Annotated in this window: 15 protein-coding genes; 1 reads left to right on the top strand and 14 read right to left on the bottom strand. The window is 40.5% G+C overall.

Annotated elements, in window-relative coordinates; translation table 11 throughout:
* Positions 1 to 250: 250 nt before the first annotated feature.
* The 12 genes from L8T27_RS05655 to L8T27_RS05600 all read right to left on the bottom strand — a co-directional run bounded on the left by L8T27_RS05655 (position 251) and on the right by L8T27_RS05600 (position 15763).
* Positions 251 to 883 (bottom strand): YesL family protein, encoded by a 633-nt coding sequence (locus tag L8T27_RS05655; RefSeq protein ID WP_237941091.1) that lies wholly within the window; start codon positions 881 to 883, stop codon positions 251 to 253.
* A 20-nt stretch (positions 884 to 903) separates the two neighbouring features.
* Positions 904 to 3024, bottom strand: coding sequence for a glycoside hydrolase family 52 protein (locus tag L8T27_RS05650; protein ID WP_237941090.1), 2121 nt, complete (start codon positions 3022 to 3024; stop codon positions 904 to 906).
* A 22-nt stretch (positions 3025 to 3046) separates the two neighbouring features.
* Positions 3047 to 3943 (bottom strand): carbohydrate ABC transporter permease, encoded by an 897-nt coding sequence (locus L8T27_RS05645; RefSeq protein ID WP_233317857.1) that lies wholly within the window; start codon positions 3941 to 3943, stop codon positions 3047 to 3049.
* An 18-nt stretch (positions 3944 to 3961) separates the two neighbouring features.
* Complete coding sequence (locus tag L8T27_RS05640) at positions 3962 to 4840, bottom strand: carbohydrate ABC transporter permease (protein WP_233317859.1); 879 nt, start codon at positions 4838 to 4840, stop codon at positions 3962 to 3964.
* A 60-nt stretch (positions 4841 to 4900) separates the two neighbouring features.
* Positions 4901 to 6178 (bottom strand): extracellular solute-binding protein, encoded by a 1278-nt coding sequence (locus L8T27_RS05635; RefSeq protein ID WP_233317891.1) that lies wholly within the window; start codon positions 6176 to 6178, stop codon positions 4901 to 4903.
* Positions 6179 to 6309: 131 nt separating this feature from the next.
* Complete coding sequence (locus L8T27_RS05630) at positions 6310 to 7095, bottom strand: response regulator transcription factor (protein WP_233317860.1); 786 nt, start codon at positions 7093 to 7095, stop codon at positions 6310 to 6312.
* Complete coding sequence (locus L8T27_RS05625) at positions 7074 to 8840, bottom strand: sensor histidine kinase (RefSeq protein WP_233317862.1); 1767 nt, start codon at positions 8838 to 8840, stop codon at positions 7074 to 7076. The genes L8T27_RS05630 and L8T27_RS05625 overlap by 22 nt, the downstream gene beginning before the upstream one ends.
* A gap of 288 nt (positions 8841 to 9128) precedes the next feature.
* A complete protein-coding gene (locus L8T27_RS05620; protein WP_233317863.1) occupies positions 9129 to 10124 on the bottom strand; it encodes an LLM class flavin-dependent oxidoreductase in 996 nt (331 codons plus the stop codon).
* Between the two features lie 20 nt (positions 10125 to 10144).
* On the bottom strand, positions 10145 to 10429 hold the full coding sequence (locus L8T27_RS05615) for a DUF3219 family protein (protein ID WP_233317866.1): 285 nt from the start codon (positions 10427 to 10429) through the stop codon (positions 10145 to 10147).
* A 22-nt stretch (positions 10430 to 10451) separates the two neighbouring features.
* Entirely contained in the window at positions 10452 to 13628 is a 3177-nt protein-coding gene (locus L8T27_RS05610; protein ID WP_237941089.1) for a DEAD/DEAH box helicase, read from the bottom strand.
* A 106-nt stretch (positions 13629 to 13734) separates the two neighbouring features.
* Complete coding sequence (locus tag L8T27_RS05605) at positions 13735 to 14661, bottom strand: TRM11 family SAM-dependent methyltransferase (RefSeq protein WP_237941088.1); 927 nt, start codon at positions 14659 to 14661, stop codon at positions 13735 to 13737.
* 142 nt (positions 14662 to 14803) lie between these two features.
* Positions 14804 to 15763, bottom strand: a complete 960-nt coding sequence (locus L8T27_RS05600; RefSeq protein ID WP_233317871.1) for a S8 family peptidase — start codon at positions 15761 to 15763, stop codon at positions 14804 to 14806.
* Between the two features lie 331 nt (positions 15764 to 16094).
* On the opposite strand from L8T27_RS05600, the gene L8T27_RS05595 reads away from it, so the two are divergent.
* Entirely contained in the window at positions 16095 to 17297 is a 1203-nt protein-coding gene (locus L8T27_RS05595; RefSeq protein ID WP_237941087.1) for an MFS transporter, read from the top strand.
* A gap of 32 nt (positions 17298 to 17329) precedes the next feature.
* On the opposite strand, the gene L8T27_RS05590 is transcribed toward L8T27_RS05595, so the two are convergent.
* Both L8T27_RS05590 and L8T27_RS05585 read right to left on the bottom strand, forming a co-directional pair.
* On the bottom strand, positions 17330 to 18889 hold the full coding sequence (locus L8T27_RS05590; protein ID WP_237941086.1) for a histidine kinase N-terminal 7TM domain-containing diguanylate cyclase: 1560 nt from the start codon (positions 18887 to 18889) through the stop codon (positions 17330 to 17332).
* Between the two features lie 218 nt (positions 18890 to 19107).
* The gene (locus L8T27_RS05585; RefSeq protein WP_237941085.1) at positions 19108 to 21087 is read right to left on the bottom strand and encodes a methyl-accepting chemotaxis protein; all 1980 of its coding nucleotides are present in this window, start codon (positions 21085 to 21087) and stop codon (positions 19108 to 19110) included.
* Positions 21088 to 21129: the final 42 nt, after the last annotated feature.

The raw sequence follows: 21129 nt of genomic DNA, 5'->3' as shown, positions 1-21129 counted from the left end.
AGAAATGCTTTATTTAAGTAGATTGGTGATTAATGTTCATAGGATGTTTTAGAGCCGTCAGGATGCGAGCAAATGCTGCGGAGTTTTAATTATGTGTTTGATAAACGTTGCTATTACAGAAATGTATGCGGTTTCATTAATAATGTAGTTTTAGTATAGCACCGTTACTTAGTTAGTGCAATGCACAAACTAAGTATTTTCTGAAATTTTCCATTGTTCTAATTTACCTTTAAAAAAACTGGCTGCTTCATTAAACAGCCAGTCTTTTCTTTCCTCTTTTCTCAATCTGTATAAAGCTGTAATTCGCTCCCGCCATCCAAATCCAGGCAAGTGAAATACCTCCGAAAAATGGAATAACGCCAGGCATATATAACAAAAGACTAACTGTCACTGTTGTAAGAATTAGCATGAATAATGTAACATGCAGATGATACGCTCCAAGGATTAGAGCATATTTAAGATAGTCGCCAAGCTTCAAGTCATAGTGGACATAAACTGGGAAAAAGTATGCTAGCAATGTTAGAAAAACAGCTGACAGCAAAAGTAACAGTCCTGTCATCATCCCTTTTATTACACCATTTGTAAACTGGAGAAACCAATAGTCCAAGCAAAGAATCATGCCAAGTAATATTAGGATAATTCCTAATATATTTACTTTAATGAATTCTTGTTTATACACATCATGGAATGTCCTCCAGACAGGAATGTCCTTTTCTCTTCTCAGCCATTTCCTTATCACCGCAAACATAGCTGTAGTCGCAGGCATGAACCCGAATACAAACAAACCTGCAGCTGTATATGCCATCCATAAGATATTAAGGTAAGCACCTCTAGTGATCCACTCACAAACAGTGAACAGCTTTCCCATCGATTTCGCCCACATATTCCCACCTCTTATTATTCTTACTTGCTTTCTGCAAGCCAAAGAATGCTTGTCACACCGCGCGGATAATACTTACTGCCCGCAATCTCCCCTGCAATAATCTGGTCGCTCCAGCTCCATACGGAAAGAACGGGATGTGTCAGCCACTTAACATGAGCGGCATCTGCTTTCGCTCCCTTTTCATCCCATTGCCAGCCAAGGATTTCTCTTGCGATAAATTGACTTAAATAAATTTTACTGAGCCATGAGTTGCTGCTTGTTGAAGATATTTTCCAGCCGCCGTCTTCAAACAGACAAACTCCTTCTGTCATTACTGTTTTTAGGTGTTTTTTCAATGCCTGAATATAGGGGCCGAACCGTCCTGTCTCTTCAAGCGCTTCCTGGCAGTTTGTGAAGTATGGGAAAATAAGCCCTTCAATTGCTGGAATTATTTTAGAATCATTGCCTTCTCCAATTACTGCTGGGATATAGCCTTCTGTTGTCACATTCTCCACAATCGTATTTGCACATTTTTCTGCTTGTAGGCCTGCTTGCTTTGCCAAGTCTTCTTTTCCCTGTTCCTTGAATATTTTTTCAAGGGCGACATAAGATGCCCAAATTTTCCCTGCGAGATAAATATTATTTCGCGCTTGCCCCAACGAGACATCTAAGCTGTCATATGTGGTTATTTCAGCCCCGCCCATTACTCGGGAGGAATCCAGTCCCATCAAGCCGTTTCTCTTTTCTGGAATTGGGTGGTCTCTGTTTACCATGCTTTCAAAGCAACGCTCCACCATTTCCATATTCTCTTTTAGCCAAGCTTCATCGGCTGTATGTGACACGTAAACAGCAGCACATAAAATCCAGTTTACAAGTTGTTCATGTGTCATATGGGAAAAACAACCGTCAAGCCCATACAGTTCATATGAAGAGTAATGCGGACGGGAGATTGTATTGGCAACACCCATATCATGTGTAAAGCTGATGCCGCCAGGGTATTCCGTATCACTGCCAGGGAACCGGACTTTATCTTCGTAGCTGAAGCGCTTCACAAACATATCTAACTCATTTTTTACTGTCCAAGGATTCATTTTCAGCTCAAAAAATATTTGATCAACAGTTAAATCAAAGGTGTTCATCATTCTGTATTCCCCTTCATTGACAACCCAGAACGGCTCACCGTCACAAATAAGGAGCTGTGTGGAACCATAATAGCTGCGAATCGAGTGAATCAGCATGAACTGCTGGTCTGCAGATAACTGGTTAGCAGCTAATAGGCGGTCATCCGCAGCTTCTGCTCTTTTTGCAATCTCATCAAAATGTTCCAACGCGTAGGCTGCGACAGACTCGATATTTTTAAAGTACTTCGTATAGTAATAAGATGTATCCATGCCGGCAGTAACAATTCCACCGCGATAGAAACAGACAGCAAACCGGTATGTCCTCGATTCTCCTGCAGGAACATCTGCGACTAGTGCACCGAGCGGACCTAATCCAAATGTCCAGTTTTCTTCTTGCGGTGTCGTCAAGATATTTTCCATGCTGAAATGCATAGCGGAGTTAATATCTGCATTACTTGCGGCGATTGCAGTCAGCCTGCCTTGGCCGATTCCAGCGATTCCGTCCATCGTATCATCGAGCCGCCTCATAGAGCTGTACGGGTCACTGCCCTCATACCCAAAAAACGCCCGCCTAGCTTTTGTTCCTTTTGTATTATCAACCGTCAATTCTGCGAGGACTGCCGGAAGAAGAATCCTCTTCATTTCCTTCTCATTGCCCTTCCCCGGTTCTGGTACAGATTCTACTTGTGTATAAACTTTGAAGGTTAAGTCCCCTGCTTTCCATGTATCTGTTCCAAGCTTAAATTCTCTTGTTACCTTCTCCTTTGAAAACGGGAAAATAATATTTGGCTTGTCTGGATCAGGGTCCATATTTTCAATATCATAGCGTTTGCTTTCGTCATCTTCCTGATAATCAAAAAACGGAAATGCCTCGTAAATCCCCTCTTTATCTAAGCTTTCCGCACCAATATAAACATTCTTTTTTGGTGAACGGCCCAGTTCCAAATCAAGCCCTCCGCCTGCTGCTGGAAATCCGAGTGTAAAGCTTGCGAATGCCCCAATTGGGGAGTGATGTGCATTAAAAAACATATTTTCCGGCATAAATCACAGCTCCTTTTCTTTTTTATCCTTTGACAGAACCTGCTGCCAATCCTTCAACAATACGATTGCTCAATGCGATGAACGCAATTAATATCGGAATAATGCTGATCATTAACGTTGCCCCAATCGCTCCCCAATCTGTCAAATATTGACCGACGAAATTATTGACACCAACCGTTAATGTCTTCCACTTATCTGAACTGATAAAAGTATTTACGAATACAAATTCATTCCAGTTATAAATCATGTTGATGATAATGATTGTTGCCATGACGGGGGTGGTCATTGGCAAGGTGATTTGAAAAAAGATTCTGTGTATGGAGCAGCCATCCATCACGGCTGCCTCTTCGATTTCTCTAGGAAGTGTTTGATAGAAGCCTAATAGAATCATAATTGTTAATGGCAGATTAAAAGCCGTATATGAAATAATGATGGAGATAGGATTATCAATTAGATGCAAGTTGTTAAAGAAGCTGAATAATGGAATAAGTGTGGAATGCAATGGAATCATAATGCCTACCATAAACAGTCCGAGAACAAGCTTGCTTAGTTTCCAGTACATCCTTGTGATCGCAAAGGTGACAAAGCTTGCTAAGATTACAGTTAACATTACTGCTACAACCGTTATCCAAACACTGTTAAAGAAATACAGGCTGATATTTCCTTGTGTCCAGACCTTTACGTAATTACCCCATTGCGGGTCCTTCGGCAGAGCAAATGGAGATAAACCAAATACTTCTTGGTTTGTTTTCAAGGAAAAAAAGAACAGCCAAACTAGCGGATAGATTTGAAATACAGCAATAATACCTAGAATCAGATAAAGAAACCCAAAGCCTACTTTCGAGCTTATCGAGCCTTTTGTTTTAGGCGAAGTGTGAGGAATGGTCTTCGTTCTCTTTTGTGCTGTAATTTCACTCATATCTTCACTCCTCCCTTCTTAATACTGGACATCGTCTTTTGATGCCGTTAATTTTTGGATAAGCCATGTCATAACAAGGCATAAGATAAGTAAGGCAAAGCCAATCGCACTGCCATAGCCAAAGTTATATGTCTTAAAGGCCTCTTTGTACATATAGGATGCGATTACTTCACTGGAGCCGTTTGGTCCGCCTCCTGTCATGACATAAATAAGGTCAAAATATTTTAGGGAGCCGACAATGGCGAGGACAATCGTTACTTTAATAACACCTGAAATGAGCGGCAGCTTTATTCTGTAGGCTATCTGCAATGGTGTTGCACCATCAATTCTTGCCGCTTCAATCACTTCCTCCGGCACGTTTTTTAATGCGGCATAGTAGATAATGATATAAAAGCCTGCATATTGCCAAATAATCGGAACAAAGATAGCGATAAGTACAAGATTAGGATCTGCCAGCCATATTGGTGTATTTTCTACACCGAGCAGCTCTAGCAATTTATTAAGCATCCCATTTGTCGGATCAAATATTTTCAGCCACAGCTGGGCAATCGCAACAGACGATAACAGCATTGGAATTAGATAAATTTTCCGAAGCAGATTTGCTCCTTTAATCCTGCTGGCAAGGATAATAGAAATGACTAAGTAGAATATTAGGCTTATTGCTGAAAATAAAGCCAATAAGACAGAATGATACGTACTGGTCCAGAACATCTTATCCTTTATGAGCTGTACATAATTATCCAGCCCGATAAATTTCATTGCCCCGATGCCATCCCAATCCATCAGCCCGTAATAACCTGTCAGGACAATCGGAATATATATCAGCACAAGTATTAGGAGCAAGGCAGGCAGCACGTATAAGCAAATCGCGATTTTATTGGACATGACTGTTTTCATTACCTATTCCTCCTTCCTTTGACTTTAGTTTAGGGGCAAAAAGAAATTGCCCCCGCTTGCTTACTCTTCTTCCGCTAAAGCTTCTTCCTGTTTCTTCACAAATTCTTTTGGAGTTGCCTGACCGCCAAACAAGGATTGAATCATATCCAAGTGGACTTGTGCAACACTTGAACTCATTTGTACGTCTGCATATAAAGTCAAGTTGGAAGCAGTGCCTAAATCATTGAGTATATCAATATACATTTGGTCAAGGTCTGTATTGGAAGTGTCAACAACAGTAGCAGGAATCACTCCAGCATCTGTGACTGAATGCTTGCCCCACTCCTTGACAAGATAGGAAACAAAATCTTTTGCTTCTTCCTTCACCTTTGAGTTCTCTGACACAAACAACCCGACTCCAGGTCCGCCTACATAGCTGTTGATATCTCCTTTACCGCCATCATATGTCGGAAACTTGAAGTAGCCCACCTTCTCCTTAAACTCATCCGTTACATCAGGGCTTGTTGTGTAGTTCGGCAATTCCCAAGTCGCCATCAAATACATGGCTGCCTGTTCATTCATGAAATAGCCTTTTGCCTCATCATTTGATAAACCATTAAAGCCTTTCACAAATGCTCCCATATCAACTAGCTTCTTCACTTCCTCAGCCGCACTAAGCAAGCTTGGATCTTCAAAGCTTCCAGACCGGTTAATGGCATTAGCCAATGCCTCTGGCCCGCCAATACGGTCAGCAAGATACATATACCACATCGATCCAGTCCATCTGTCCTTGTTTCCAAGCGTAATAGGTGTAACCCCTTTATCTACTAAAGTCTTTACTACTTCTAAAAACTGATCGTATGTTTCTGGGATTTCAAGATTGTATTTCTCGAAGATTTCTTTGTTATAGTAGACTGGTGTAATATTAAGCTCTAGTGGCAAACCATATGTTTTTCCATCTACTGCATATGCTTCTGTCGTCCCTGCAACAAACGAATCTTTAAAATCGCTTTCGATTTTATCATCTAATGGTGCAAGCATATTTCCTTCCACGAAAGGCTTTAAGTAGCCAGCAGCCCATGTTACCCCAACGTCTGGAAGTTCGTTTGACGCGGATAAAACTTTGATTTTATCCTTGTATTGTTCATTTCCAAGAATTTCTGTTTGGATTTTTATATCTGAATGATCCTTTTCATATTGCTTGATGATGTTATTGACGATTGTGTACTGTGCCTTTGAAGATCCTTCTGGCCATAGATGCATAAATTTAATGACGGTTTTTCCATCGCTTGAAGCGCTTTCATTTGTAGACGAAGAACAACCTGCTAATGCTAAGACAACTATCATGAAAATGGACATTATTACGAAAATAGATTTGCGTCTAAACACTGTATTGCCCCCTTTTTTATTAGTTTCTTTACACTAGTTAGTCTACCACCTTTACTTATTACCCTGAAAGGTCACTGTCATTAGGAATAATACTACTTTTTTCAGAAAGCTCTTACACTATTTGTCCGTCTGTACATGCTTGGTGTGACACCTTCTAACTCACGAAAAATCTTAATGAAATACTTAGAAGTTTTATAGCCGCATTCCTCCGCAATATCTGTGATTGGTTGATTAGTAGCAATCAGTATTTCTTTAGCATGTTCAATTCTGCGTCTTGTTATATATTCACTGAAAGTTACCTTCATCTGTTCCTTGAAAAGGACACTTAAATAGCTTGGATTTAAATGGACATGCTCAGCAACTAACTTTAAGCTCAGCTCTGTCTTTAAATTTTTGTCAATATAGCGGACAGCTTCTCTGACTGGTTCCTTTGCTGTGTTTTCTTTCATGTTGATTTTGAGGAGTTTTTCGTCCATAACTTTTTCCATTATCTCTGCTCTTGTTTGCTTTGTTTCTCTTTGGATGGCATCTTCCACTGCATCAATCAATTTCTTTTTGCTGACAGGCTTGAGCAAATAATTAATGACACCTAAACGGAGTGCTTCCTGTGCGTATTCAAATTCAGAATAGGCAGAGATGACAATAGCTACAGGTGTTAAGTTCTGTACTTTTATTTCCTGCAAAAGTTTAATGCCGGTAATTTGGGGCATACGAATATCTGTTATTAATATATGAATCTTGTGTTTTTTGACAAGCTCAATCGCTTCAATCCCATTTGATGCTGCAAGTATTTGCCATTCTTCAGTTGCCCAAGCATCAAGCGTCCTCTTTATTCCCTGCCTTGCCATTGGTTCATCATCAACAATTAGGATAGTTTTTGTATACATTCCTGGTCTCCCCCTACAATCGGAATTTCAAAGGAAACAACTGTCCCTTTGTTTCGCTTACTCTTTATTTCCAGTCCTTTCTGTCCATCCTCCTGATAATAGAGCTTAAGCCTTTTATGGACATTAGAAATCGCCATTCCTTTGCCGTTAATGGAGGTAATCCCTCCAATGTCCATCCCTGTCTTGATTTTCTCTAGATTCTCTTCGGTGATTCCCATACCGTCATCTTCTACAGTAACCAACAAACCTTGTCTGTTGCTTGCTAATGTAACAGTTATGATAATGGTGCAAACTCCTATTTTGTTTCCTGCACCATGAATAACAGAGTTTTCTACTAATGGCTGTATCAAGAATTTAGGCACTTTAACCAGTTCATATACTGTATCCATCTCTATGCGCCATTTTAAATCGTCTCCGAAGCGCATTTTCATGATTTCCATATAATCGTTGATATGATTTAGTTCATCCTTCAAGTAAACCCATTCGTCATCTGGACTGTTCGTAATTGTATAACGAAAGAGATTGGACATTGCAACGACAGTCTCTGCAAGCTCATCCTCCATTTTGTCCTCCAGCGACCAATGAAGGGCATTCAACGTATTAAAGAGAAAATGTGGGTTAATCTGTGCTTGAATAGCTTTCAATTCACTGCGGCTTCTGATAATTTCCTTTTGATATACCATTTTTATCAAATGGTTTGTCTCATTCACAAGCTGGTTATAGGTACTATTCAATTCATTTATTTCGTTAACAGAAGGCAACTTTGGGTTTAACGCAAGAGATTCACTACTAGCATGTCTCATCGTTTCTGTCAGCCTGTTTATTGGTCTTGTAATAATGGTAGACAGAAATAACGAGCAAATAAAAAAAACGAGCAGACCAATCAACCCTGAGATTAAGATACTTGAACGGAGAACAGAAATTCCGCTTGTTAAGGCAGTTACAGGTGTTAAGATAAGGACTGTCCAGCCAGTGATTTCCGATACCTCTCTTGTTGCCATATAATCCCGACTATTTATTTGTACAGTTGATTTTTCATTATGTATGATGGACGGAAGCGGCTTATCATAATCGGTTATAATCGGCTCAAGAGACTTATCAAGCAGTAAGGAATACTGGTTTGTTTTATTAGTTAAATCCTTGTTGACGAACTGAAAATACTCTTTATAAATGCTGATGAGGATGTATCCGCCATTTGCATAATTCCTGTCCATTAAATTAACTCTTCTGATTGCAAGAAAATAATTAGGGTCATTCGGATCCTCACCGATCCAAACTAGTCTTCCCTTTTCTCTCTTTGCCATCTCCACCCAGATATCCCTTAATTTAAGGGGAGCATTTGCGTCATCAAGAGGCAGGATACGATGCTCTTCATTCGTGAAAAGCTGGAACGAAAAAATGCCATCAGAGTTTGCTGTAATGGTGTTAACTGTTCCCATCAATTGCTGCAGCTCTAAAAATGGCACTTCCTTTTTGTCATATTCCTTCGTCAGCAGCTTTTGCACTTTGTCGTTTGTAACAACAAGCTTTGAAGCCATGTTAATCTGCTCATACAGTGATTCAAGTCTTCCATTAGCCTCCACAGCCACTTGTTTGATTTGTTTTTCTGCGTTGTTTTTTAACAGAGACGATACTTGGTTGAATATTAAGATACTTACAATTAATAACACAATAAACATGACAGATAGAAAAACAATTAATATTTGATTTCGCATCGTATTCCAGTTTTTTAACAACCTAAGCATATACTTCCCCCTTATTTGCGAAGTTTCTTCCACTTATAAGCCGTAATTGATTATTTCCTCTCTCCTTTACAAGTTTACTAACCTACTTAGTTTATCCAATATACAAACTAGGCAAATCTATTTATTATTAAGTTTAGCTTTCTGCTTCTTCAATCTTTTGTAAGCCCTTTCTTAATCCGAATTATACTATCTTTTCAAGCAGGAGGATATAGAGAGTATCATAATTCAGCCAGAAAATTAGCTGGACAAAAAAAGAAAAGAGACGCGAAACTAACGCGCCTCCTTTTCTTAAGATAACAATTCCTCTGCAATCAATCTGTATGAATTGATCTTATCAACTGGATTATATGTGATTGTGACAATCATGATTTCATCTGCACCGTACGCTTCTTTTAAGCTTAAAAGTTGTTCTTTAACCTCTTTCGGGTTCCCAATAACAGCTTTATTTTTCATGGAAGCAAGTGTTTGACTTTCTTCATCGGTTAGCTTGTATGCTTTTGCTTCTTCAATTGAAGGGACTCCTTCTCCTGCTCCTTTTGCTCTTTGCAGTGACCATATGAAGGAGCTTAAGGCGATTTCTTCCGCTTTTTCTGTAGTTTCTGCACAAAAGGCAGCTACGGCGACAATCGTTCCTGCTTTTTGTCCCTCTTTTCGTTCCTTGAAGGCAGCTTTATATTGCCGGACAATTTCCGGGCCGTCTTTATCGCTCATAAAATGGCCGAATGTGTAGGAAAGCCCGAGCTGGCCTGCTAAGATTGCGCTTTTTTTGCTTGTGCCAAGCAGCCATGGTACAGGCGGGATTTTCGGAACTGGTGCTGCTGATAATGTTGCATGCTCATTATTTGTACTATATTCATCATCCAAATATAAGAGCAGCTCCTTTATGCTGTCAGGCATTGCCCAAACCTGCTGGAGGAAGTTTGGGGATAATGCATTGCTTGCTTCTGCAGAACCTCCTGGTGCCCGTCCAATTCCTAAATCAACGCGATTGGGCATTAAGGTTGCCAGCATGTTATACACTTCTGCTACTTTATACGGACGATAATAAGGCAGCAGCACTGCACCAGCGCCGATGCGGATGGTTCTTGTGTTAGCGCCGATATAGCTCAGCATCACTTCTGGTGCCGAACAAGCAAGGCCTGGCAAATCATGGTGTTCAGCAAGCCAATATCGAACATATCCAAATTCCTCTCCGGCTTGCGCCAATTTAACAGAGGCAGCTAAAGCATCCTGTGCCTCTTGATTAGTGGAAATCGGCGATTGATCTAATATTCCTAATCTCATGGCGATGCCTTCTTTCTAAGTTAGTTCCTTGTCTCGAGTAGAGTTAACGTAAATTCACCTGTATTTCCTTTTTCATATAGATTGGTTATAGAGGTGGAATATTGCTGGATAGCAGCGTGAAATGCTAAATCTTTTTCTGCGACTGTAACATGGAATGCTCCTTTATAAAGAAGGGTAGTAATTTCATGATAATCGTCGCTTGCTACATCAAATATAATTTTGATTGAATGCAGATCATTTTGGATCTCTTCTGTATAGCTTTTTACTTGGATTATAGTATCATCCAGCTTGATTTGTTTTGCCATTTCTACCATTCCCTTCGTTTTTTCACAGAAGCAGGCTTCGCAACTCCTCTTCCGTAATGGAAGAGAGCACCGCTTCGTCTGTATTGATTATTTCATCGACTAAATGCCGTTTCTTTTCCTGCAGCTCATGTATTTTCTCTTCAATGGTTCCTTTTGCTAACAGCTTGATTACTTGGACGACGTTTTCCTGACCAATCCGGTGGGCGCGGTCAGCAGCCTGCTCCTCAACAGCAGGATTCCACCAAGTATCATAAAGGATGACTGTATCTGCTGTCATTAAATTGAGGCCTGTTCCACCTGCCTTCAGGCTGATTAAAAAGTAATCTCTTTCGCCAGCGTTATAGCGGCGGCACAAGTCAACTCGCTCTTCAGAGGGAGTGTTTCCGTCCAGATAAAAGAACGGCAGACCTTCTATTGCGAGTTCTCTTCCAATCAATTCGAGCATTTTAGTAAACTGAGAAAAAATCAGTACTCTCCTGCCTGCCTGCTTTGACTCCTCTATGATTTGCATAAGCTGCTCCAGCTTGGACGATTTACCGTTATAGCCGTCGACAAATAAGGCAGGATGGCAGCAGATTTGTCTCAATCTCGTCAAGCCTGCTAAAATTCGTATGCGATTTTTTCGAAGTGTTGCTTTATCTAGATGTTTAAGTGTATCATGGCGAAGTTTTGCTAAATATGCACCATAAAGCTTCTTCTGTTCTGGCAGCAAATCAACAGCTTCCTCCCATTCTTCCTTACCAGGGAGTTCCATTAAGACATCCTCTTTAAGACGGCGCAGCAAAAATGGCTTAATTCTCTGCGAGATTTGTTTTTTCGACAAATTCGCATACTCTTTCAATGTTCTGAACAGCTGCGGAAAAACAATATAATATAATGACCAAAGCTCTTCAAGTGAGTTTTCCACCGGAGTTCCTGTCAAGGCAAAGCGCTGGTCTGCACGAATTCGCTTCACTGTCTTTGCCGTCTGTGTCCCTGCATTCTTAAAGGCTTGTGCTTCATCAAAAAATGCCGTATGAAAGGCGATTGTTTCATACAAATGAATATCCTTGCGCAGCAGCGGATAAGAAGTGATCACAACATCAATGCCAGCAAGCTCTTTCAGCAGCTGCTTCCTGTCAGCAGCAGCGCCGTCAATCACAAGTGCTTGAATATCAGGAGCAAACTTCCCTATTTCCTGAAGCCAATTATATGTTAAGGATGATGGACAAACTACCAATACAGGCTGTGTTCTTTCTCTGATATTGGAAAGCTCTGAGGCGATAAATGTGATGCTTTGCAATGTTTTCCCAAGCCCCATATCATCTGCCAATATTCCTCCAAACCCATATTTAGCAAGGGTTTTCATCCATTTAAATCCTGTTTTCTGATATTCTTTCAAGACTTGCTGCAGCTTGGCAGGCACTTCAATGTCTGTTTTTTCTGGCTGACGGATTGTTTGCATAAGCTCTTTCATCGATTTGTCCAGCTCGATAATGCCCTGCTCTCCATCTGAAAATAACGACAAACCTTCTGTAACGGGAAGTTCAAAAATATCAACTTCCTCCTTCAGCTCTAGCTCTGGAAACTTTAAAAAATGCTGGATTTGTTCGAATTCTCTAGTCTGTAAAGACAAGAGTGATCCGCTTCTCAACCGGTAGTATTTTCGTTTTTCTTCAAGTGCAGACAGCAGCTCTTTAATTTCTCTTTCTGGTACGCCATCCATTTCAAACTTAAATTCCAGCCAATTAATGCGGTCTTTTTTTATTTTCACTCTGAATTTCGGGAAGCTGTTGCCTTTAAAGATTCGGTTGCGCACTGCTGTTGTTGCATATATTTGCACCATTTTCTTCAACTCTGGGAGAGTATTATATAAGAATTCATACTCTAGCTCTTCATTATAAAGAATATAGCCGCTGTCAGTTTGTGCAAACGAGCTGTTTTTCATGATTTTAAGGATCTCATTTTCCTTTTCTTCTTCCCTGACAAAAAAGCCTTTTGCAGGTATATCCCTGTTTTCAACAGGATTAAGCATTACAGGCCCATAGTGAAACTCCAGGCTTGCTAACAGCCGGTTGTTGACACGGTCCAAATACAGCTTTGCTTCAAGCGGCGTCCGCACAAATTGGCTGCTTATATTCACCTTGCCGAGTTTTCTTAAATTAGGCGCTACCTTTTCAAGAAAAAATTCCGCCTGGTTCGGGCGGATTGGAATTTGATTTGTGCCAGTCTGCTCCAGCATGCCTTTTAATTCGGACAGCCTTTGCATATCCTGGCTGTCTAATTCATATATTATTCCGTTTGCTACTACCGAATCATATAAGGGCAGTAATTCTATATGGTTCATTCCTGCTATAGCAAGCTTATGGGAACCTGAGTTTTCATGCTCGAATGAGAATGTTAACGGCAGCTGGTTGTTGGAAAGGCGGAAATCAGAAAATAACTCGCCTCTATGCTGTAATTGTACATATGGTGCCTTCGAAAGCAGGCGACGAACAGTAGGCCAGGAAGAAGGCGATAAGTACAACAGCTGTCTTTCTTCTCCTGCAATTCCGGCACCGCTTGCTGTCTGATTGACTTTTTCATCCTCACCGATTGCAAACAGCCCGCTTAACACATCATCGGCTTCCTTCAAAAAGCATTGTGTAGCTGGATTATAGGAAATTTCTCCATCTGTATAAGGGGTTCCTACTTTCCATGCCTGTAAAAACGCATAAATATCCGGCAAGGCTGTGCCATTTATGGTCATTTCAACTGCAAAGGTTTTTCTTTTCCCGTGAGACTCCGTTACATGACAAATAAACTCAGCCTTCTGAATATCTCGATTCTCAAAATGGCGCTGATGAGCGCTCTTTCTTGCAGGCGCACCATCAAAAATGGACAAAAGCTCCATTGCGAGCATTTCACCACCCTGCACCACTTGCGGAGCAGTTTTTTTCAGCTGCTGCTCATAAACAGCAAGCAAAACAGCGGCCACATGCTGACAGTCCTTTTGAAAGGACGCCAGTTTGGGGCAAGAGCATTCTGCCTCCAATTTCCCTGCAGCATCTGCTTTTATACTCACCATAAAATCATCTGCTCCATGTACAATCGCTTTGCATGTATGTGAATGAAAGAGTTGAAATGTGACTTTTTTATTTCTCACAAAAGAATCCCCTCGCTTGAAGGAGACATTGCCACACATTTCTTTTATGATGTTTTTCGTAAGCTTTACATTCATTTGGCTTTCTCCTTCTTCAAGTTTAGGGTAACTTATATATTATATTTTTTATTCTAACACTGTAGAGATATAGGCAACAAACATTGTGCACCACCAAAAATAACCATCAGCTACATACTAGAACATGCCTTTTAAAATTGCCTTTTTTAGCAATGCAGCGGTCGACAATTGTAAATCCTGCTTGAAGAATTGCATCGTCTACTTCTTCAATTGATACGATAACAGCCTTTTTCGCAAATCGTCTTGCACTCTTAAGCATAGACAGCTTCTCTTCATATGGAAGAACAGAACAAAGATTATAAGGCATATCAATAATAGCGGCATCATACTTTCCTGTCACATCCTTGATATCCTGTAACAGAACCTCTCCGTTCAGTTGGAAATGAGCAATATTTTCTCGTGCCTTGCCTGTAACAAGTGGATTTATATCACTGCCAACTATATCGATACCCATTGACAATGCTTCGATGAGCACCGTTCCGATACCACAGCAAGGATCAATTGCCTTAGTTCCTGAAGGATGTGGTACGGCAATATTGACAACAGCTCTTGCCAATCTTGTGCTTAACGCTGTTGAATATTGATTCGGCTTGCCTTGATGTGCAAGCCAAACGGATGTGCTTTCCTGATAATCGCCAAATATCCAGCTGCCATTGCCAAACATAATGGCATATATTTTGTCAGGGTTATGCAGATTCACATTACCTTTAATACAAGCGCCTGCGACTCTTTCCATTCTTTTTCTCTCGGTAAAGGGAATATTTCCAGTTCCTTTAATAAACACAACTTTATAGGAGTCTTCCTCCAGTCCGATTTTCTGAACATCTGTCAGCAGCTCTTCAAAGCTTTCGTTTGCTGCTTTAATATCGATTCTTCCCTTGATAAACGGGCTCCTGCTTGGATCAATTTCGAGTGTGCTTTCCACGAAATTCGTAATATTTTCTGCTGAAAAAAGCGAGCGCATCTCCAGCTGGCAAACATCTGCCTCATCCTCGTGATAAGAAATCGTGTATATAAATTCTTGTGTTTTCAATTAATAACCCTCATTTTACGTTTTATGTTGCTATTATAATGGACTTAGAGATGTATTACTATTAAACAGCTGCTTTAAACTTCTTTCTGACTGCCAACAAAAAAACGCTTCCGTAAAGGAAGCGTCTTGTTTTCTATCATACTCAGACAGACAGCATTTTCGTCACACTTGACTGGATTGCTTCTGCGAGCTTCTCTGGGGCTGTTAAATAAAGAAGCCCATTCCCTTCCAGTTTTGGAGAGAATCCTAGTGGAACAGTCCGTTTGATGAGCTGTGCATACAGCTCCGGTTCTGTCAGAGGTCTGTCAAATTCATCCGTTGCAATTGCCTTAATTAGGGCAAGTCCGCCGCTTACATGAGGTGCTGCCATAGATGTACCGCTAAGTCTGGCATATTGGCCGCCTGGATATGTGGACAGAATATTTTCTCCAGGTGCAGCAAGGTCCACTTCTCTGTTAGAGTTGGAGAATTCGGAGGAGTTTCTTGTAAAATCGACAGAACCAACACTAATTACTTCATTATATGCTGCAGGGTATGCCAGCTCTTCAGTCGTCTCACGTCCATCTCCTTCATTACCAGCCGCACAAACGACCAAAATTTGGTTGTCAACCGCCCTTTTCACAGCATCATGAAGTGCTTGGACATCATCCGGTCCTCCTAAACTCATGGAAATAATATCAACATTTTGTTCAATTGCATAATGAATTCCGTTAGTAATCCAATCATATTGCCCTGAACCTTGTCCATTAAGAACCTTTACGATTAAAAGAGACACTTGTGGTGCAGCACCTGCCACTCCATCGTTGTTTTCCACTGCTCCAATTGTTCCGGCTACATGTGTGCCATGTCCATTATAATCACTATAAATATCTGGATTTGAATTATCATCGTCTGTAAAGTTATAGCCGCCGATAATACGTTCCTGCAAATCAGGATGTGTCGTATCACAGCCTGTATCAAGGATTGCAACCTTAATACCCTTTCCTTTTGATTTGTTCCATAATGCAGGTGCTTGAATTTGCTGAATTCCTGTCGGCACCTCATTCGCCATTTGTACCACTTGCTCCACTTTGTAAGGTATTACCTTCACTTCTGGTCTCATAATATGATCCCTCCTGTAGGATTAGTAGTTTACACCAAATAGTTTAACAATTTAGTATATTCATAAAAAGTGCCTTTCGACTCATATAAGAACACATGTTTCGCGAAAATATACGGATGCTGTTATCCTCCCCTACTAGAAATGAATCACCAAAAACCCAACAATTACTAGGAACAGCAAGGCTTTTGGAGGGGAATGCAGTAAAAAATTTCCGGATGAAAGATAAGGCTTTATGGCTGCTATTAAATTTATTAATCATTATATCTATACAAGTTACTTAAATTAGATTATCATCTAATTAGATATCAATCTAATTAGAAGGTGATCAATCATGTCTATTCTGTCGCAAGAAAAGGAATATCAGAAGTTGTTTTTTTCTGGCCTTATCAATGGCATCGGAGACAGATTCAGTCAAGTAGCTTCTCTGTCGCTTCTTTTACAATTGTCTGCATCGGGTATGTCTGTAGGCATAACACTGGCTTTGCGCATGCTGCCATTCTTACTATTTGGGCCACTTAGCAGTATGGTTGCTGCTAAATGGTCTCGAAAAAAAGTTTTGCTTTATACAGACATAGTCCGGGCTTTCATTGCCATATCCTTTCTATTTGTAAACAGCAAAGAAGATATATGGATTATTTATGTTGCCTCGTTTCTTTTGGCCAGCGGTGAAGCCCTCTATGCGCCTGTGCGGAAGGCAAGCATTCCAGCACTAATAAATGGGGAAAGTATGAAAGCAGTAAACGGGTGGGAACAAGTCCAGTTGGGCTTCGTCCTTGTTATCGGCGCATTTTCCGGCGGAATCATCTCCCTGCTATTTGGCCAAAAAGCTGCCTTTTTTGTCAATATCTTATCCTTCTTGACTGCAGCAGCATTTATAAGCAGAATTGCAAAAATAGATGATGCTGTTCGGCATACAGCTCATCAGCCAGCAACGAAGGAGAAAGGTAATCAGCTTATAGCCGTAATTTTCTCTTCCTCCTTATTTATCATGCTGTTAAGTGCTGATATTTTTGTACCTTTAGCTAACGGGATAGAAAATGTCCTTATAAGCATCTATGCGATAGACACCTTTCCTGCTGCAGATCTAGGAGTAGGCATTCTATACAGCGTCTTGGGAGTTGGCTTTATTATCAGCCCCTTTTTCACTCGATTAATTAAGGGAAACTTCTTATTGTTTGCTTATCTCGCGATGATCATTGAGGGAATTATTCTGTTGATTGTAAGCCAGGTGAACTCGTTTGCAATGATTGCCGTCCTGTTTGGGATATTGACGGTTTTTGGAGGTGTCGGAAATGCATTGCTTGATACAGTTGTGATGAAAACCATGCCGCAAAAGCACCAAGGAAGTTATTTTGCCTTATCTGCCACAATCGGCAATACAAGCTTAGGTTTATCCATGTTCGTTACAGGTCTGCTGCTTGAAGTATTTGAACCGCGAGCATTAGGTGCGGCCAATGGGCTTTTATATATTTTCTTCGGGGGAATGTATTTGTTGTGGGCAAGCCAAATATATCGGCAGAAAAGCCCTGCATAAAAAAAATGTATCCTGTTAACAGGATACATTTTTTAGTGAATGACAACCGGGTCTTCAAATGACCGAACACAGTTTCTGCCGTTATTTTTCGCTGTATATAGTGCCATATCGGCTTCATCCATAAGGGAGGCGATAAGCTTGCTGTTTTTTTGGTCGTTAGCAGCAGCACTTGCAACACCGAAGCTTGTCGTCACCTTGATTTCTTTTCCATCTACATCGACGTGTGTTCTTTCGATTTCTCTGCGAATTGCTTCGGCAATAACAATTGCTTCCTGCATGAAAGCATCAGGCAGACAGATGATAAATTCCTCACCGCCATACCGGCCAATAATATCAGATCTTCTCATATGCTTTTTAGCCAGTTTAACCACTTGCTTTAGGATGGTATCTCCTGCTTTATGACCAAAAGTATCATTTACTTTTTTAAAATAGTCCACATCAAACATGATGATGCTCAAGCTTTTCAAATACCCCTTATCGAGCAGCTCTTCCGTTTTTTGCAGAAAGAAGGTTCTGTTATAAGCCTCTGTTAACCCATCTATGCTTGCGATTGCTTTCAGCTGGTCTTGCAGATGTATTCTATCTGTCACATCTACAAATGTGATGATTTGACCGAGATGCTTACTTCTGTGCAATACTGGGGTGAATTTAATTTGATAATGAATATCTCCATAAGCAGTTTCCTGTTTATAATCGCGCTTTTCTCCTTTAGAGATAATACCTAACAGCGTTTGACTGTCCTTGAGGATATCGTTAATCGATTTGCCAATGGCACGGCTGATTTTCGGCACCATCTGCTGCATAATTGGATTAAAATCTACAATTATGTTGTTATGGTTTAAAACTAAAACCCCTTCCTCCATACTGTCAAACACCTTTTCTCTAGCAATTGGTGCAACGCTGAACATCTGCAAGGATATAATGGCGGCACCATGGAAAATAAAAGAGATGCTCATTGATATTGGTCCTAAATCAATGCCATTTGGACTTAAACCAGTTAAATACAAAACACTCCCTAGCACAGGCACAAATAGTCCTGCAGTCATCGTGGCTATCTGCCACTTAAAGCGGCTTGCTCTGCCCTTTCTAAATTGCGCAAGCAAGAGGACAATGCTCCCTAACACACAGGCATACAGGAAAAAGGAATGAACATAGAACCATGGTCCTCCTTCTAAGCTCAAAACAGGGAAAGGTCCAGATGTGTCCATACTCATCGATTTATAGTAAAAATGGTGAAAATCATTTGTATAGTGAACAAGTATTGTCAGCAGTGGCAGACCGAAAAAAAAGTAATACAAATGCCGGTTCCACTTTACTCCGACATACTCCATGCACATAAATAATGTAAAGACAGGGATGAAGGGCAAAACTAAATATTCTAGTCGCAGCCAGATTTTTGCATGCTCTAGTAATTGACTGTTCAGTTCAAAAACATAAAAGAACGTAAACAGCGAGCAACAAAAAGTCCCTAAAATATAGAAGATGCCCCCAGGAGCATGGCGTATATTAAAAAAGGCGTAAATGCATAGCAAAGCGCTCAATAACCCACCGCAAATATCAATAAAGGAAAAAAGGAATAGTTCATTTGACATTTTAAGTTTTCTTCTCCATCTTTTCTAAAGATTGGTGCAACAGCCTTTTGGTTCCTTATGGCGATGCATTCCTTTCTCCATTATATTCTATATCCCGGCAATAAGGATAGAAAAAAAGGACCGCTTCTGTTTTGTGACAAAAGCGGTCTTATCATTGGTACAGCAGCTTTTCTTAGCTGAAAGAAAAACCGTTCCAACAATTGGATTTATTTGCCTAATTACACAGTGAACTTGCGGATCAGCTCTTGCAGTTCCTCTGACATGTTTGCAAGTGATTTAGCTGAAGCTGTAACTTCCTCAAGGACAGCAATTTGCTGTTCTGTGCTTGCTGCAACACTTTCTGATGCAGAAGTGTTTTCTTTAGCGATATTTGCTAAGTTAAATGAAGTCGCAGTGACGGACTGTATTTCTCCATTAACACCTTTAACGATATGAGAGACTTCGTCCATTTTTGGTGCCATATTTTTGATTCCTTCAATAATGGCATTAAACTTGACGATTGCTTCTTGTGAAACCTCGATTCCTGTTTCAACACTTTCAGCAGCCTGCTTCATTTTATCAACAGTCTGTTCTGTACTTGTCTGAATATCTTTAATCAAACCAGTAATCTGTTTAGCAGATGTTTGCGACTGTTCTGCAAGCTTTCTTACTTCCTCAGCCACGACAGCAAATCCCTTGCCTTGCTCTCCAGCCCTTGCTGCTTCAATTGCGGCATTAAGTGCAAGCAGGTTTGTCTGTTCAGCGATTCCGCTGATTACATTGCTTATTTCATTTATTTCCTTAGAGCGATCGTTTAATGATTTTATCATTTGATCTGATTCGCTCACATGGTTATAAATAGTGGTCATTTGGTCCACTGTTTTTTTGACAGACTCTCCGCCCTCTATTGCATGATCTGCTGTCAATCTTGCTTCCTTATTGACCATTTCCACATTATTATAAATTGTATTTATGCCTTGTCCTACCTTTTCAATAGCTGCTGCTGTTTTTTCCATGCCAGTAGTCTGCACCTCTGCACCACTTGCAATCTGTTGAATAGAGGAGGCAACATGAACAGTTGCTGTTTTTGTTTCTTCTGAAGCTGCTGACAGCTCTTCAGCTGCTGCTGCCACCTGCTCTGTATTTGAATCTACTTGTGAAATCAGCCCCCGCAGTGATTCCTTCATATCGGAAAATGCTGTGCCAAGCTCGCCAATTTCGTCATGTGAAGACACTTCAATCGGCGCTGTTAAGTCTCCCTTGCTGATAACCTGTGCACTATTCTTCAGCTTCTGAAGCGGGCGGATGATTGAACGTGTAACAAGAATTGCAACAGCAATGCCAACTAGGATAGCAAAAATCTGAATAATTAACGATGACTTTACAATAGATGCTGATGCATTATCCACTTCACTTTTATACATCGTCCCGGCAATTTTCCAGCCAGTTAATTTGTTCGTTGTAAATGCCATGCTTTTCAGCTCACCATCAAGCTCATAGTTTTGATGTCCTGATTCACTTTCATACAGTGCAGACATGAAGCTGTCTTTTGCCTCAGAGCCGGACTCTTTCGATGGGTGATAAATATATTGTTTTCCCCTCCCAAGGATAAAGCCATAGCCTTCTTTACCGATTGTCACTTTTTGAGCAACTTCTTTTATCGAATCAACCTTTAAATTTATGCCAAGGATACCAGATCCATCAGCAAGCTTTTTGGAGATGGTAACAACCATTTCTCCGGAAGCTGATAAGTAAGCATCAGAAATCACTGTTTCTGTTGTTGGGTCTGCATTCTTATACCAATCTCTTTCCCTTGGGTCATAACCGTCCGGAAGCTTTTTAACTGGGTATTGAATCATCTCTCCATTCGCGGTGCCTACATAGATGCTGGCAGTCTCGGGATGGAGGGATGCATATTCATCAAGCCGTTTGCGTAAATCTGAATTCTCTTTTACGCTGTTTTTATTTACCGCAATGTTTTCAGCAAAAAATTCAGCATCTTTCACCTTTGGCTCTACTGTACTGTCTATATATTCGTTTAACAAGTTTACACTCGCCTCTGATGCATACGAGATTTGGTCTGAAATCGCCTTGTTTGCACTGAAATAGGAGACTGCTCCTATTGTTAGTACAGGTATAATGACTAACAGCAAAAAGGTGATTAATAGCTTCTTTTGAATCGTCATTTTCATCTTCTTTATTCTCTTTAAATTCCCCATGATGTCTCCTGTCCTTAACTTTTTATATCTTTCTACCCCCTA

It is taken from the genome of Niallia sp. Man26 (assembly GCF_022049065.2).
In the GTDB taxonomy this organism is placed as follows: domain Bacteria; phylum Bacillota; class Bacilli; order Bacillales; family Cytobacillaceae; genus Niallia.
Note: the sequence above shows the minus strand (reverse complement) of the source record. Positions and strands in the feature narration are given on the sequence as shown.

What these genes read in the sequence shown, in the direction of transcription:
- L8T27_RS05655 (WP_237941091.1), bottom strand. Translation starts at nt 883, where the DNA reads ATGTGGGCGAAATCGATGGGAAAGCTGTTCACTGTTTGTGAGTGGATC.
- L8T27_RS05650 (WP_237941090.1), bottom strand. Translation starts at nt 3,024, where the DNA reads ATGCCGGAAAATATGTTTTTTAATGCACATCACTCCCCAATTGGGGCA.
- L8T27_RS05645 (WP_233317857.1), bottom strand. Translation starts at nt 3,943, where the DNA reads ATGAGTGAAATTACAGCACAAAAGAGAACGAAGACCATTCCTCACACT.
- L8T27_RS05640 (WP_233317859.1), bottom strand. Translation starts at nt 4,840, where the DNA reads ATGAAAACAGTCATGTCCAATAAAATCGCGATTTGCTTATACGTGCTG.
- L8T27_RS05635 (WP_233317891.1), bottom strand. Translation starts at nt 6,178, where the DNA reads ATGTCCATTTTCATGATAGTTGTCTTAGCATTAGCAGGTTGTTCTTCG.
- L8T27_RS05630 (WP_233317860.1), bottom strand. Translation starts at nt 7,095, where the DNA reads ATGTATACAAAAACTATCCTAATTGTTGATGATGAACCAATGGCAAGG.
- L8T27_RS05625 (WP_233317862.1), bottom strand. Translation starts at nt 8,840, where the DNA reads ATGCTTAGGTTGTTAAAAAACTGGAATACGATGCGAAATCAAATATTA.
- L8T27_RS05620 (WP_233317863.1), bottom strand. Translation starts at nt 10,124, where the DNA reads ATGAGATTAGGAATATTAGATCAATCGCCGATTTCCACTAATCAAGAG.
- L8T27_RS05615 (WP_233317866.1), bottom strand. Translation starts at nt 10,429, where the DNA reads ATGGCAAAACAAATCAAGCTGGATGATACTATAATCCAAGTAAAAAGC.
- L8T27_RS05610 (WP_237941089.1), bottom strand. Translation starts at nt 13,628, where the DNA reads ATGAATGTAAAGCTTACGAAAAACATCATAAAAGAAATGTGTGGCAAT.
- L8T27_RS05600 (WP_233317871.1), bottom strand. Translation starts at nt 15,763, where the DNA reads ATGAGACCAGAAGTGAAGGTAATACCTTACAAAGTGGAGCAAGTGGTA.
- L8T27_RS05595 (WP_237941087.1), top strand. Translation starts at nt 16,095, where the DNA reads ATGTCTATTCTGTCGCAAGAAAAGGAATATCAGAAGTTGTTTTTTTCT.
- L8T27_RS05590 (WP_237941086.1), bottom strand. Translation starts at nt 18,889, where the DNA reads ATGTCAAATGAACTATTCCTTTTTTCCTTTATTGATATTTGCGGTGGG.
- L8T27_RS05585 (WP_237941085.1), bottom strand. Translation starts at nt 21,087, where the DNA reads ATGGGGAATTTAAAGAGAATAAAGAAGATGAAAATGACGATTCAAAAG.